Genomic DNA, 12321 nt, shown 5'->3' with positions numbered 1-12321 from the left:
ACGTGGTCGTTGTTGCTCAGTTGGTGAGGTCGAGTACGAATCGGTGGCGTACGTCATTGCGAGCGAGGCGGTCGAAAGCCTCGTCGAGGTAGTCGGGCGTGACCATCTCGACGTCGGCGGTGATGCCGTGCTCGGCACACAGGTCGAGCATTTCCTGGGTTTCCGGCACCCCGCCGCTGCCGGAGCCGGCGAGGCGTTTTGCCCCGACGATCAGGTTCATCGGGTCGACACGCATTGTTTCGTCCGGAATGCCGACCATGCAGAGGGTGCCGTCGATGCCGAGCGTGTCGAAGTAGGGTCCGAGTTCGTGCGGTGCGCCGACGGTGTCCAGGATGAAGTCGAACCGGTTGGCCTGGGCCGCCATCTGCGCGGCGTCGGTGGACACGATGGCATCGTCGGCACCGAGGGCCAGTGCGGACTCGGCCTTGCCGGGCGAAGTGGTGAACACGCTGACCTCGGCGCCCAGCGCCCGGCCCAACTTCAGCCCGACGTGACCGAGACCGCCGAGACCGATCACTCCCATGACCGTGCCCTTGCCGACGCCGGAGCGGCGCAGCGGCGAGTAGGTGGTCACGCCCGCGCACATCAGCGGCGCCACCCCGGCCGGGTCGAGTCCGTCCGGTAGTCGATAGACGAAGTGCTCGTCGAGCACGTACTCCGAAGAATAGCCGCCCTGGGTGGTGTTCCCGGATTCGTCCGGGCCGCCGTAGGTCAGCCTCACCTGCGCGCACCAGTTCTCCCGTCCTGTCCGGCAGGCCGTGCAATTCCCGCACGAACCGACGATGTTGCCCACCGCTACCGGGTCACCGACCGTGAACCGTGAGACGCCCGGACCGACTTCGGCGATCTCGCCGACGATTTCGTGGCCGGGCACCAACGGGAACGCCGTCGTGTCACCCCCACGGGCCGCGTGCAGATCGCTACCGCAGATACCGCAGTAGTGGATCCGTACGGCCACATCGCGGTTACCGACGTCGCGCCGGACGAAGTTCCAGGGCCGCACCGCCGCGCCCGGCTCGCTCACGGCCCATCCCTGTGTCGTGCGCATCGCGTTCCTCCGTATTCATGCTGTTCGTCGCGTCGGCAGCAATAAACAAACTAGTTAGTTATTTTTGTGGTGAAACTACTGGAGTCACGCAAGGGAGTCAAACCAACCGGTTTGTATCATTGCGGTGATGGGTGATGGACAGGCAACACGACGCAGGTTGCTCGACGCGGCCACCGCCGAGTTCACCCGGCACGGGATCGCCGGCGCACGGGTCGACCGCATCGCCGCCTCCGCGCAGGCCAACAAGGCCCAGCTGTATGCCTACTACGGCAGCAAGGATCAGCTGTTCGACACAGTGTTCCACGAGCACCTGCGGCTGGTCGTGGACCTGGTCCCACTCGACGTGACCGATCTGCCCGGCTACGCGGCACGCCTCTACGACGCCTACCTCGAACATCCCGAGATCGTGCTGCTGGCCACATGGGCCCGGCTGGAACGCACCCCGACCGGAGATCTGTTGACGGCCGCCGCCGACGACGTCGCCCGCAAGCTGACCGCGATCGCCGGCGCCCAGCGCGACGGCCTGGTCACCGCCGACCTCGAACCATCCGAGGTCTACTCGATGGTCATCGCGATATCGATGACCTGGTCACCAGCCAGCACGACCTACACCGCATCCGCCGACGAAGACCCCGCCGTGCACGAACGACGCCGGTACGCCCTCGCTGAGACCGTGCGCCGGGCATTCACGCCGTGAGTCGCATGTCCGGATCGTCGCGGAACGTACGCTAAGCCTCAAGCCGCGGCCGAAGACTTGGCGTATCTTCCGCCTCAAACGTGGTCCTTGTGTTTTGCTGTTACTGGGCGGCGGTGGTTGGAACGACCGGCACTGGCCGGCCAGTGACCCCACCGCCGAGTTGAACCGGGCGAAGGTCGCCGCCGACCGCGGCCGGACACCGGACGGGCGCGGTTGTTCTGCCGGCGCGCGGCCGAGCTGCTCAAGCAGGCTTGCGATGGCTGGGCGCCGCATGGCCTGCGGCATGCGGCTCGTGGGGGCTTCGGGAGAACCGGGCCACCTAGAGTTGATTGCCGGACCGATGACGCAGCGCTAGGAGTGAGGTGCACGGGTGCACGGTGAGTACAAGGTTCCGGACGGTAAGCTGGTTTCGGCCGATGTGGAGGTGGTGGACCAGCGGTTGAGCCGGGTGCGAATCAGCGGGGATTTCTTCCTGGAGCCCGACGAGGCGTTGGAAGACATCAATCGCTCGCTGCGGGGCGCCTCCGTGAACGCGGACACCGAGACGCTGACCGGGCTCGTCCGGCAGGGACTTGATCCGGAGGCACGGTTGGTGGGGTTCACCGTCGAGTCCGTGGCCGTGGCGGTGCGGCGCGCGGTGACCGGCTCGACGGGGTGGCTCGATCACGAGTGGCGGCTTGTGCGGGAACCGGCTCGTTCGCCGCTGATGCACATGGCGTTGGATCAGGTGCTGGCTGAGGAGGTGGCCGCCGGAGCTCGGTCTCCCACGTTGCGCTTCTGGGAGTGGGCCGCTCCGTCGGTGATCATCGGCAGTTTCCAGTCGGTGCGCAACGAGGTGGACATGCCCAGCGCCGAACGCTACGGGGTCGAGGTTGTTCGACGTATCACCGGTGGCGGTGCGATGTTCGTCGAACCGGGCAACACCGTGACCTATTCGCTGTACGCTCCGAGTTCGCTGGTGGCCGGCATGTCGTTCGCCGCCTCCTATGCCTTTCTCGACGACTGGGTGCTGCAGGTACTGCGGGAGTTGGGGCTGAACGTGTGGTATCAGCCGCTCAACGACATCACTTCCGACGGCGGCAAGATCGGTGGTGCGGCGCAGAAGCGGGTGGCGGCAGGGGCGGTGCTGCATCACGTGACGATGTCCTATGACGTGGATGCGGAGAAGCTGGGGCAGGTGCTGCGGGTCGGCGGGGTCAAGCTCTCGGACAAGGGGGTCGGCAGTGTCGTCAAACGGGTGGATCCCCTGCGTCGTCAGACGGGGCTGGAGCGGCAGGTGGTGATCGATCGGCTGGTGGGTGGTTTCGGTGCCCGCCACGGTCTTGTCGAGGACCGTGTCACCGATGAGGAGCAGCGTCGTGCCGAGGAGCTGATCTCCGAGAAGTTCGCCACCGAGGAGTGGTTGCACCGGGTGCCCTGAGCGGTGGTTTTCGGGCGGGGAGAATGCGGGACCTGCGCCGGTATCGGGTCGGTCCGGGCCGGGTTCGTGTCGTTTTCAGGGCAGTGGGCTGGGCAGGCCGGGGGTGGTGCGTCGGCGACGTAGCCATACCTTGCGGGTGCCATCGGAGTACAGCAGTACCCGGGAGAGTTCCCAGCCGGCGAATTCGGCGTGGATGCTGAGTCTGGTGGCCGCGCTGAGCCGGGAGACTCCGGCCGGTAGGCGCAGCGGTTGGTATTCCCAGTCGGGGTCTGCTCCTGTGGAGCCGGTCTCGCTCAATTTCGTACCACCTGTAGGCCGTCCCCGGTTGCCGAGGCGATGTAGATCGTCCCGGTGTGGGGGTTCACCGCCACCGAGTTCGGTTGCCTGACCGTCGGTAGACGGTGGGTTTCACGCGGTTGCCCGCCTGCCGTGTCGTAGCCGACGAGTTGGTTGCGTGCGGTCAGTGTCACCCAGGCTAGGTCGCGGCGGGGCGCGAACGCGAGTCCGTAGGGGGAGCCGGGTACGGGGTAGCGCTGTTTCATGATCAGGGGTTCGGTGGCGAAGGCCATGATCTCTTCGCCGCGAGTGTCGATTGCCAGTACGCGGCCGAACGCGTCGGCGATCGCGTTGGTGGCGCCCTCACCTGCGCGCAGCGCTGGTTGTTTGTCGCCGGTGCTGATCTCGATCGGGGTCAGCGAGGTGGTGAGCCGGTCGAGTACCACGACTGTGGAGCCGCGGCGTACGAGGTCGTCGGCGCCGGGGAAGCCGTCGACGCGTTGTTGGATCTCGCCGCCGCGCAGTATGGCGACGTCACCGGTTTGCGGACGGCTGACGAAGAGTTTGTCGCCGACGTCGAGCGCGTCGGCCGGGGAGCCCGGAACGTCGGTGCGGTGGGTGATCCGTGCGGTTTTCGGATCGATGCGGGCGACGGTGTTGGCTTCGGGTAGGGCTGCCAGCAGGGTTGTGCCGTCCGGGCTGAGGCGGAGCGAGCTCGCCGGGGCGGGGAGTTCGACGGTGCGGGGTGCCTGCTGGGGGGCGTTGGTGTCGAGCAGGCTGATTCGGGCGGTGTCGGCGTGGGTGAGGGCGAGGGTGTCTCGTCGTGGGACGAGGGTGATGTGTTCGGCGGCGGGGGCGGGTATGACGGTGCCTGCCGGTTGGGTTCGTGTTTGGGGGGCGGGGGCTGGGGTGGCCGAGGTGAGTTGGTCGGTTACCTGTAGTGGACGGGAGGTGTTGTCGCCGGAGCATGCGGTCAGTAGTGCGACTGCGACCAGACATGTGGTGATCAGGCGGCGCAACGACGATCTCCCCTGGGTGTGTGCGGGAACGGGTTGATTCCAGGATCCCGCATCCGGTGGTGGGGCTGTGACAGGGTTGCTTGTCGGGTGCGGTGTGGTTGGGGTGTCGCTGTCATTCGGGGACGCATCGTATTCGTTGTGTGGTTGTTTCGTTTTGTGCCGGGTTGGGCACAATTCGTGTTCGCGGTGGCGTGCATCACAGTGCTGCTGTGGTGGTGGGCTGTGGCACGGGTGCTGCGTGGTGGCCCGTTCTTTTCGGGAAAGCGGGGTTGCCCTGGGGATTGTCGGTGGTGGGGGCGCTCCTGGGGTGGTTCGGGGTATGCTGCAAGATCTTTGGGGCGGGAGGGGTTGTAGTGATGGCGTCCCGGCGGGTGGGCGCGAAATTCGACTGTGCTGGAGTGGGTTTCGTTGACGTGGTTGCAGGCCGTGGTGCTTGCGGTGGTTCAAGGGCTGACTGAATTTCTGCCCGTCTCGTCGTCGGGGCATTTGCGGATCGTGTCGCAGTTGCTGTTCAACACCGATGCCGGGGCTTCGTTCACGGCGGTTACCCAGATCGGCACGGAGCTGGCTGTGGTGATCTATTTCTTCGGCGATATCGTGCGGTTGATCGGAACGTGGTTTCGCGGGATGGTCAACGCCGAGATTCGTCGCACGCAGGATTACCGGCTGGCGTGGTACGTCATCGTGGGCAGTATTCCTATCGGGATTTTGGGGTTCTTTTTTCAGGACCTCATTCGTGGTGCGTTGCGTAGTTTGTGGATCACCGCTACGACGTTGATCGTGTTCGGTCTGCTGTTGGGGTTGGCCGAGCGTTACGGCCCGCAGTTGCGTAAGCAGGCGGAGCTGCGGCTCAGTGATGGTGTGCTGATGGGGCTGGCGCAGTCGTTGGCGCTGGTGCCGGGTGTTTCCCGCTCGGGCGGCACGATCACGGCGGGGTTGACATTGGGGTTGGATCGGCCCACGGCGGTGCGGTTCTCCTTCCTGCTGGCGATCCCGGCGGTGTTCGCCGCGGGTCTGTTGGAGCTGGGTCACGTGTTCAATCCGGAGGGTCCTGGTGTGCAGCCCAGTCCGCCGCAGATGCTGGTGGCCACGATCCTGGCCGGTGCGGTCGGCTATGCCTGCATCGCGTGGTTGTTGCGGTATGTGGAAAAGCACAGCGTTTACCTGTTCGTTTGGTGGCGTGTGATCGTTGGTGTGGCGGTGTACGCGCTGTTGACGTTCGGGGTGCTGCAGGCCTGACTCCGTGGGGTGTGAGCGGCACGTATGCTGGCGTCGTGGCGACGGTGATTTTGCTGCGACATGCCCGTTCGGCGGCCAACGGCGCCGGTACGCTCGCCGGTCGCACGCCTGGGGTCGGGTTGGACGAGCGGGGGAGGGCACAGGCCGCGGGGATCTCCGAGCGGCTTGCGCCCGTCCCGTTGCGAGCGTTGGTGGCTTCTCCGCTGCTGCGTTGTGTCGACACGCTGTCCGGACTTTCCGGGCAGCGTGGTCTGGCGGTGGAGACCGAGCAGGATCTGGCCGAGGTCGACTACGGTGACTGGACCGGGCGTTCGGTGCGGGAGTTGAGTGAGGAGCCGCAGTGGAAGGTGGTGCAGCAGCACCCTTCGGCCGCGGTGTTTCCCGGCGGTGAGGGCTTGGCCGGGGTGCAGGCCAGGGCAGTGGCCGCGGTGCGTGCGCACGACGCGCGGGTCTCCGCCGAGCACGGTGATGAAGCGGTGTGGCTGGCGTGCACGCACGGCGATGTGATCAAGGGTGTTCTGGCCGACGCGTTGGGGCTGCATCTGGACGGTTTCCAGCGGATCGTGGTCGAGCCGTGCTCGTTCAGCGTGGTGCGTTACACCGAGACGAGGCCGTTCGTGTTGCGGATCAATGACACCGGAACCGACCTGTCGGGGCTGTTGCCCGCCGAGCGGAAAGACGCCTCGGGCGATGCCGTGGTCGGGGGGTCGACGGGCGGTTGACTGGTTCGGGCCGTTATCCCGTGCTCGATTTGAGTGCGTTTTTGCTGGGCGCGTGGTCGTTGCATCGGACGATTCTTTCGCCGGAGGGGGAGCGGTGGGGTGAGTTCACCGGTTCGGCGTCGTTCGAGCCCGCCGGTGAGGCGTTGGCCTACCGGGAGCGGGGCACGCTGCGACTCGGTGGTTATCAGGGCTCGGCTTTTCGGCAACTGCGGTATCAGTTGACCGGCTCTGGCCGGGCAGCGGTGTATTTCGACTACGGGGATTTCTTCCACGAGTTGGATCTGCGTGAAGGCTACTGGAACACGAGTCACCCGTGTCGCGACGATCTCTACCGCGGCGAGTTCGAGGTGTTCGACGTCGACACGTGGTGGCAGTGCTGGGAGGTTTTCGGGCCGACGAAGAACCACACGTTGCGCACCGAGTTCCGCCGCGGCGATTTCGGGGGACGGGACACGTGAATGCGTTACCGTGTGGAACTGCGCGGTGATGACGAACTCGGGCTGCTGAGCTCGGCGGGGGGCGCGGTGGCCGCTGCCTTGATGGGCGTGGGCGAGCGGATACGGCCCGGGGTGTTTCCCGCTGATCTCGAGCGGGCCGCGGTGGCTTCGTTGACCGAGTGCGGCGCGGCGCCGGCGGGGCCGGTCACCGGCGGTGTCGCACGCGCGTTATCGCTTTCGCGGGACGACGTGGTCTGTGGTGGCCCACCTGTGGGGGAGCGCCTGGAAACTGGTGAACTGGTGACTGTGGAGTGCGTGGCCAGCGTGGCCGGTTGGCGTGCGTGGTCGGCGATCGGGATGGCGGTGGGGGTCTCCTCCGAGTCGGATCTCCGGTTGACCGGGACGGCTGCCGAGGCGCTGCACAGCGGCATCGCGGCCGTTTCGGTTGGCAACAGGTTGGGTGAGGTCGCGCACGCGATCGGGGTGGTCGCGCGGGGTGCTGGTTGCGGCATGCCGGTGGGGTGCGGTTACGGGATCGGTCGTGGGGTGCGTGAGGGGCCTGTCGTTCCGGCGCCCGGGAGGCGGGCGGCGGGTGTGACGTTGCGCCCGGGATTGGTGTTCACGGTCGTGGCCGGGGTTTGCGACAGCGGCAGCGACGAGGTGGTGCGCGGGCAGGACGGTGTCGTGGTCACCGGAGACGGCAGTCGTGCGTGCGTGTTTGGCCACACTGTGGCGGTGACCCGGTGGGGCCCGCGGGTGTTGACCGGCTCGTGATCTTCTGCTTTTCCCGCCAGCGGTGTGCTGCGGGGAGGTTTTCACCGGTGCCGGCGTGGTGGTGGCGTTGCTGCTGATTGGGTTGCTGAGTGTCCCGGTCGGACTGGGTAGTTTCACGGATGCCCGAGCGCGGGGGAGTTGGTCACCGTGGAGTCATGAGTGGACGGCGACTCGTGACACGGATCTATCGAGCTCTGGCAGGCGGCGTGGTGCTGGCGCTGTTGACCGCGTCGTGCTGGTGGGGCTGGATGGCCTGGGATCAGGGGTATCACACCGATCCGGTGACGGGGGTGACTGGCGGTCCTTATCAGGCGTGGCAGGTGATCGGCTGCGTGGTGTGCCTGGTCGTGTTGGGTGTGCTCGCCACGGGACGGCTGCCCTGGTGGCTGGTGCTTGTGATCATGCCGCTGTCGTTTACCGCGGCCTGGTCGTGGACGGCCGCCGGTGCCGACAGCAGCGGACTGTGGGGGGTCGGCGCGGTGCTGGTGTTCGTCGGCATGCTGGCCGGAACGGGGCTGGTCACCGGGTTGACCACTGTCGTTCGTTCCCGCAGGAGGCGAGCTGGGTGACACTCGGCGCGCTCGGCCTGGTGTTGAACTCTGAATCCCCGCGCCGTGGCGGACAGCTCATGGAGTTGGGTGAAGCAGCCGTGAAGCGGTGAACGATCGGCGTAGCAGGAGCACGGTCATTATTGTCAGGCCGCCCGCCGCGGTGATGGCCAATGCTGGCCCGATGGCGGAGGCGAGGGCGCCGACGAGCGCGGCGCCAAGCCCCTGGGATGTCATGAGCCCGCTGCTGAACAGACCGAAGCCTCGTCCGCGCAGCTGCTCGGGGACGAGTTCGGCGAAAGCTGCCTGCAACGGCAGCGAGTAGGCGACACATGTTCCTTCGGCGACGAGCAGGGCCATCGCGACGACGAGTCCGGGGCGTGTGATGAAGGCGAGTAGCGGTGTACCGGCCAGCAGGGCGAGTGGCAAAGCCAGGCGTGCGCGCATGGCGGGGCGGAACAGTCGGGCGATGGCCACATCTCCGACCACCATGCCAACCGGCAGCGCCGCGAGGAGATAGCCGGCGCTGCCCTCCGGAAGGCCCGCGCGTGCGGCATAGGCGACCAGTGTGGCCTCGGCCCCGGCCAAGGCGGCGATCGGCAGCCACAGCCCCAGCAGCAGGCCGCGCGTGTTTCGGTCGCCGCGCAGTAGATGAACATTGGTGCGCCACGTCTCGATGACCGTGGTGCGCAGCGCGAGCTCGGGTGTTCGGGCTGCGCGGTGGTGCAGGCCGAGCCGCCAGAGAGCCGCGGCCAGCAGGTAACTGCCCGCGGCCAGCAGCAGGGCGACCTGTGGACTCAGCAAGGCCAGCAACACGCCTCCTACCGCGTAACCGGCGATTTGCGTGGTCGAGGAGATCGTCTGCACGATCGATCGCCCGAGCACATAGCGGTCTCCGGTCAGGATCTCCGGCAGCACCGCCCCGGTCGAGGCCGACCGAAGTGGGGAGAGGGTTCCGGCCACGGCCAACACCAGCAGCACCGCCCAGATGGGTAGCCATGCCGCGGCAAGGATCCCGGTGACCGCGGTTTGCAGCAGGTCATAGGCCACGAGCAGTCGGCGTGGTCGCAGTCGGTCGGCCAGAGCCGTCAGCGTGCTGCCACCGACCGCTTGCGGGAGGAACCCGGCCCCGAAAGTCATCGCGCTCAGCACAGTGGAGTCGGTGGCGTCGAAGACCACCACCGACAGCGCGAGGGTCCGCAACGTCTCGGCCAGCAGCATGAGCAGATTGCCCACCAGGACAATCCGAAACTCGGGTTCGGCGAAAACCTCGCTATATCTCGTACGCCCGAGCTCTTTCCGCGCAACCATCGCGCCAGCCTCGGCCGAAAAAGAGCGACGCGCAAAGCCTTTTACGCGTTCGATCATCTACCCGATCTCATGACGTGCTCGGTGTGGTCATCGACGAATGCTCCAGTGGCCAGTTGGCGATTTTTCGAACGCATGACGCGAAGCAGGAACGTCACCGGGCGGCTCAGGTACCGGGTTGCCGAGTGGTGAGGTCCTCGTGCCGGGCTCGGGTGAGCTCATCGATGGTGATTCCCGCGGCACGACCGGGGAACCGTGCTGGGTTGATCGTGCGGGCTTCCGGCGGGTGCCGGTAGGCTCGGCGGCATGGCCCAGATCAACTTCGGTTCTCGCGTCGGTGTGTGGTGGAGTAGCGACCTGTGGGCGATCAACGATGTGATCACCCGTGCCCGCGAGATCGAACGGCTCGGCTACGGTTCGCTGTTCTACGGCGAAGCCGGTGGTAAGGAAACGTTCACCCAGGCCGCCGCGCTGTTGGGCGGCACCGAACGGTTGGTGGTCGGCACCGGCATCGCCAACATCCACGCCCGCAGCGCGGCGGCCGGCGAGTCCGGTGCCCGCACCCTCACCGCGCTGCACCCGGGTCGTTTCGTGCTGGGTCTGGGTGTCAGCCACGCCCCGCTGGTGGAGCACAGCTACGCCGGCTCCTACTCCCGGCCGCTGAGCACCATGCGCGACTACCTACAGACCATGGACGCCGTCCCGGCCGAGATCGAACCGGGGGCGCAGCGCCCGGCCCGGTTGCTGGCAGCGCTCGGACCGAAGATGATCGAGCTGTCCGGTACCGCCGCCGACGGGGCTCACCCGTATCTGGTCGCGCCGGAGCAGACAGCGCGCACCCGCGAACTGCTCGGTCCCGACAAGTGGGTGGTCAGCGAGCAGGCCGTCGCGCTGACCACGGATCGGGAGACCGGTCTGCGGCGTGCGCACCAGCACCTGCACATGTACTCGCAGCTGCCGAACTACCAGAACTCGTGGCTGCGGCAGGGATTCGACGAGTCCGACCTGGTCGTCGGCGGCTCGGACAGGCTGGCCGAGGGCATGGTCGCCATGGGCGACGCCGAGGCGGTGGCCGCGCACGTGCAGCGGCATTTGGACGCCGGAGCCGACCACGTGCTGATCCAGGTACTGGGCGACGATCTTGCCGCCGACCCGCTGCCGGTGCTGCGTGAACTCGCCCCGACCCTCGGGCTGAGCTGAACACGCATGACTCGGCTTGGGGGACGGGGCTGGTCAGCGCCGGTACCTCGCCGTTCCCTCCTTTCCCGTATATGTGGTTCCCGCCTCCAGCAGCATCGGCACATTGCGTATCCGAGGCTGTGGGAAGTGCTCGGGCCCGGTGCGCGCGGCGAGCCGCTGGGCACCGTGCTCATCGGTCACGGTGCTGGGGTGGACTTCAGCCCGGGCTCACCCCGACGACCTCGGCCACGGTGTAGATCCCCAACACCGCGATCGCCAGGCTGCTGACCACGAGAGCAGCGGTGGGGATCGGGCCGGAGCGGAAGCGTCTGTCCACTTCCAGCGCGCGCAGTCGCCACACCGCGATGACCACGGCGATCAGGAAAACGCCGCTTCCCACGCCGCCGATCTGGACCATCAGTACCGGTGACTGCGCGAACAGGTAGAACGCGGCCCACAGTGGGGGGAACGCGGTGGTCAGGATTCGTATGGTGCGGTGCCGCACCACCGGGTCCTCCCAGTTGATCACGCCGAGCAGTCCCAACGTGTTCGTCCACAGTCGGGGGACGCTGGCCGAGGAGCCGATCGCTGTTGCTCCCAGGACGGCGATGGCGCCGAACAGGAACAGGTACTGCGCCCAGGGGCCCATGGTGTCGGTGTAGATCCTGGACAGTGTGCTGATCATGTCGTTGCCGCTGGGAACCAGGTTCTGCGGGTGCAACACGGCGGCGCCGATCACGTAGAACGAGAGAGTGCACACCGTGCACACCAGCCAGGAGACGAACACGTCCAGACGCATCACGCGCAGCCATCCCTCGGCGCGGCGGGCGCGCCGTTCGGTGCCGTCGTCGGGCCCAGTCCAGCGGGCGTAGCCCTTCTCCAGGCACCAGTAGGTGTAGGTGGTCATCTCGTCGGCGCCCACTCCGGTGAGGCCGAACATCGACACGGCGATGCCGAGGGTTCCCGTGGGGATGAAAAACCGCAGTCCCTCGCCGAGTTCGGCCGTGCCGTAGGAGAAGGGAGTCAGGGGAAGGCCCAGCGCCAGGGCGACGGTGGTGACGGTGAAGAAACCGACGGCGAGCATCGCGCTGCGTTCGACGATGCTGTAGCGGCCGCTGCGCAGCAGCAGAACGAGCCCGGCGGTGATCAGCACGGTCCAGGTCAGCACGGAGGTAAAACTCAGCGGTGGGCCGACGATGGGCCACAGGATCGAGCAGGCCACGGCGACACCGCCGATGATGCCGCCTCGCTGGATCATCTTGGTGAAGTCCATGCCGATCCAGAGCCAGTTGATCCAGCCCACCGGACCGAGGCGGGGCGGGATCTGGTTGAACCCTCGTAGGGCGGGTTTTCCGGTGAGGATGGTCCAGCGGGCCAGCTCCAGCTGTACCCACACCTTCACGGCGGTGCTGATGATCACCAGCCACAGCAGCACGAACCCGGCGCGGGCTCCCAGCGAGGTGGTCACGATCAGCTCACCGGAGCCGACCACGGCGGCCGACAGGACCAGGCCGGGACCCAGGTGGCGCAGGCGTCCCCGCAGCGAGGTAGGGGCCTCCCGTACGTTGTCCGGGTGCAGCGCGTAGGGGTCGGTTCTGTCGGGTTCGGTGTCGGTGTTGTCGGTGGTGTTGTCGCTCATCGGCGGGGTGTCCTT

14 protein-coding genes are annotated in these 12321 nt (G+C 67.0%); 8 read left to right on the top strand and 6 right to left on the bottom strand.

What is annotated here, in order from left to right; genetic code table 11:
• Window positions 1-16: 16 nt before the first annotated feature.
• The gene (locus ACOQFL_RS08475) at window positions 17-1048 is read right to left on the bottom strand and encodes an NAD(P)-dependent alcohol dehydrogenase (protein WP_435543547.1); all 1032 of its coding nucleotides are present in this window, start codon (window positions 1046-1048) and stop codon (window positions 17-19) included.
• A gap of 127 nt (window positions 1049-1175) precedes the next feature.
• Between ACOQFL_RS08475 and ACOQFL_RS08470 the strand changes: the two genes are divergently transcribed.
• The gene (locus ACOQFL_RS08470; RefSeq protein ID WP_435543546.1) at window positions 1176-1745 is read left to right on the top strand and encodes a TetR/AcrR family transcriptional regulator; all 570 of its coding nucleotides are present in this window, start codon (window positions 1176-1178) and stop codon (window positions 1743-1745) included.
• Between the two features lie 370 nt (window positions 1746-2115).
• The gene (lplAB, locus tag ACOQFL_RS08465; RefSeq protein WP_435543545.1) at window positions 2116-3165 is read left to right on the top strand and encodes a lipoate-protein ligase LplAB; all 1050 of its coding nucleotides are present in this window, start codon (window positions 2116-2118) and stop codon (window positions 3163-3165) included.
• Between the two features lie 75 nt (window positions 3166-3240).
• Here lplAB and ACOQFL_RS08460 read toward each other — a convergent pair whose 3' ends face one another.
• Window positions 3241-3462: a DUF5703 family protein gene (locus ACOQFL_RS08460; RefSeq protein WP_435543544.1), complete on the bottom strand. Its 222-nt coding sequence runs from the start codon at window positions 3460-3462 to the stop codon at window positions 3241-3243.
• On the bottom strand, window positions 3459-4460 hold the full coding sequence (locus ACOQFL_RS08455) for a YncE family protein (RefSeq protein WP_435543543.1): 1002 nt from the start codon (window positions 4458-4460) through the stop codon (window positions 3459-3461). The genes ACOQFL_RS08460 and ACOQFL_RS08455 overlap by 4 nt, the downstream gene beginning before the upstream one ends.
• Before the next feature lie 390 nt (window positions 4461-4850).
• Between ACOQFL_RS08455 and ACOQFL_RS08450 the strand changes: the two genes are divergently transcribed.
• The 5 genes from ACOQFL_RS08450 to ACOQFL_RS08430 all read left to right on the top strand — a co-directional run bounded on the left by ACOQFL_RS08450 (window position 4851) and on the right by ACOQFL_RS08430 (window position 8201).
• Window positions 4851-5699, top strand: a complete 849-nt coding sequence (locus tag ACOQFL_RS08450) for an undecaprenyl-diphosphate phosphatase (protein ID WP_435543542.1) — start codon at window positions 4851-4853, stop codon at window positions 5697-5699.
• A 35-nt stretch (window positions 5700-5734) separates the two neighbouring features.
• Window positions 5735-6421 carry a histidine phosphatase family protein gene (locus tag ACOQFL_RS08445; RefSeq protein WP_435543541.1) on the top strand — a complete coding sequence of 229 codons (687 nt, stop codon included), beginning with the start codon at window positions 5735-5737 and terminating at the stop codon, window positions 6419-6421.
• Window positions 6422-6441: 20 nt separating this feature from the next.
• Window positions 6442-6879 (top strand): DUF6314 family protein, encoded by a 438-nt coding sequence (locus tag ACOQFL_RS08440; RefSeq protein WP_435543540.1) that lies wholly within the window; start codon window positions 6442-6444, stop codon window positions 6877-6879.
• Window positions 6880-7632 carry a M24 family metallopeptidase gene (locus tag ACOQFL_RS08435; protein WP_435543539.1) on the top strand — a complete coding sequence of 251 codons (753 nt, stop codon included), beginning with the start codon at window positions 6880-6882 and terminating at the stop codon, window positions 7630-7632.
• Window positions 7633-7787: 155 nt separating this feature from the next.
• Complete coding sequence (locus tag ACOQFL_RS08430; RefSeq protein WP_435543538.1) at window positions 7788-8201, top strand: hypothetical protein; 414 nt, start codon at window positions 7788-7790, stop codon at window positions 8199-8201.
• Window positions 8202-8258: 57 nt separating this feature from the next.
• Here the strand turns inward: ACOQFL_RS08430 and ACOQFL_RS08425 are convergent, their stop codons facing one another.
• Window positions 8259-9491 carry an MFS transporter gene (locus tag ACOQFL_RS08425; RefSeq protein ID WP_435543537.1) on the bottom strand — a complete coding sequence of 411 codons (1233 nt, stop codon included), beginning with the start codon at window positions 9489-9491 and terminating at the stop codon, window positions 8259-8261.
• A 303-nt stretch (window positions 9492-9794) separates the two neighbouring features.
• Here ACOQFL_RS08425 and ACOQFL_RS08420 point away from each other — a divergent pair, with 303 nt between their 5' ends.
• Window positions 9795-10688 carry an LLM class F420-dependent oxidoreductase gene (locus ACOQFL_RS08420; protein ID WP_435543536.1) on the top strand — a complete coding sequence of 298 codons (894 nt, stop codon included), beginning with the start codon at window positions 9795-9797 and terminating at the stop codon, window positions 10686-10688.
• 33 nt (window positions 10689-10721) lie between these two features.
• On the opposite strand, the gene ACOQFL_RS08415 is transcribed toward ACOQFL_RS08420, so the two are convergent.
• Window positions 10722-10868 (bottom strand): hypothetical protein, encoded by a 147-nt coding sequence (locus tag ACOQFL_RS08415; RefSeq protein WP_435543535.1) that lies wholly within the window; start codon window positions 10866-10868, stop codon window positions 10722-10724.
• 16 nt (window positions 10869-10884) lie between these two features.
• Window positions 10885-12306, bottom strand: coding sequence for an Nramp family divalent metal transporter (locus ACOQFL_RS08410; RefSeq protein WP_435543534.1), 1422 nt, complete (start codon window positions 12304-12306; stop codon window positions 10885-10887).
• Window positions 12307-12321 lie beyond the last annotated feature (15 nt).

This window comes from Actinopolyspora sabaoui, from assembly GCF_051225635.1.
In the GTDB taxonomy this organism is placed as follows: Bacteria; Actinomycetota; Actinomycetes; order Mycobacteriales; family Pseudonocardiaceae; genus Actinopolyspora.
This window is presented reverse-complemented; position numbering and strand designations above follow the sequence as displayed.

Bases quoted from the DNA above. Each gene is read 5' to 3' on its own strand.
- ACOQFL_RS08425 (WP_435543537.1), bottom strand. From the start codon at position 9,491: ATGGTTGCGCGGAAAGAGCTCGGGCGTACGAGATATAGCGAGGTTTTC.
- ACOQFL_RS08435 (WP_435543539.1), top strand. From the start codon at position 6,880: ATGCGTTACCGTGTGGAACTGCGCGGTGATGACGAACTCGGGCTGCTG.
- ACOQFL_RS08470 (WP_435543546.1), top strand. From the start codon at position 1,176: ATGGGTGATGGACAGGCAACACGACGCAGGTTGCTCGACGCGGCCACC.
- ACOQFL_RS08430 (WP_435543538.1), top strand. From the start codon at position 7,788: ATGAGTGGACGGCGACTCGTGACACGGATCTATCGAGCTCTGGCAGGC.
- ACOQFL_RS08475 (WP_435543547.1), bottom strand. From the start codon at position 1,048: ATGCGCACGACACAGGGATGGGCCGTGAGCGAGCCGGGCGCGGCGGTG.
- ACOQFL_RS08420 (WP_435543536.1), top strand. From the start codon at position 9,795: ATGGCCCAGATCAACTTCGGTTCTCGCGTCGGTGTGTGGTGGAGTAGC.
- ACOQFL_RS08410 (WP_435543534.1), bottom strand. From the start codon at position 12,306: ATGAGCGACAACACCACCGACAACACCGACACCGAACCCGACAGAACC.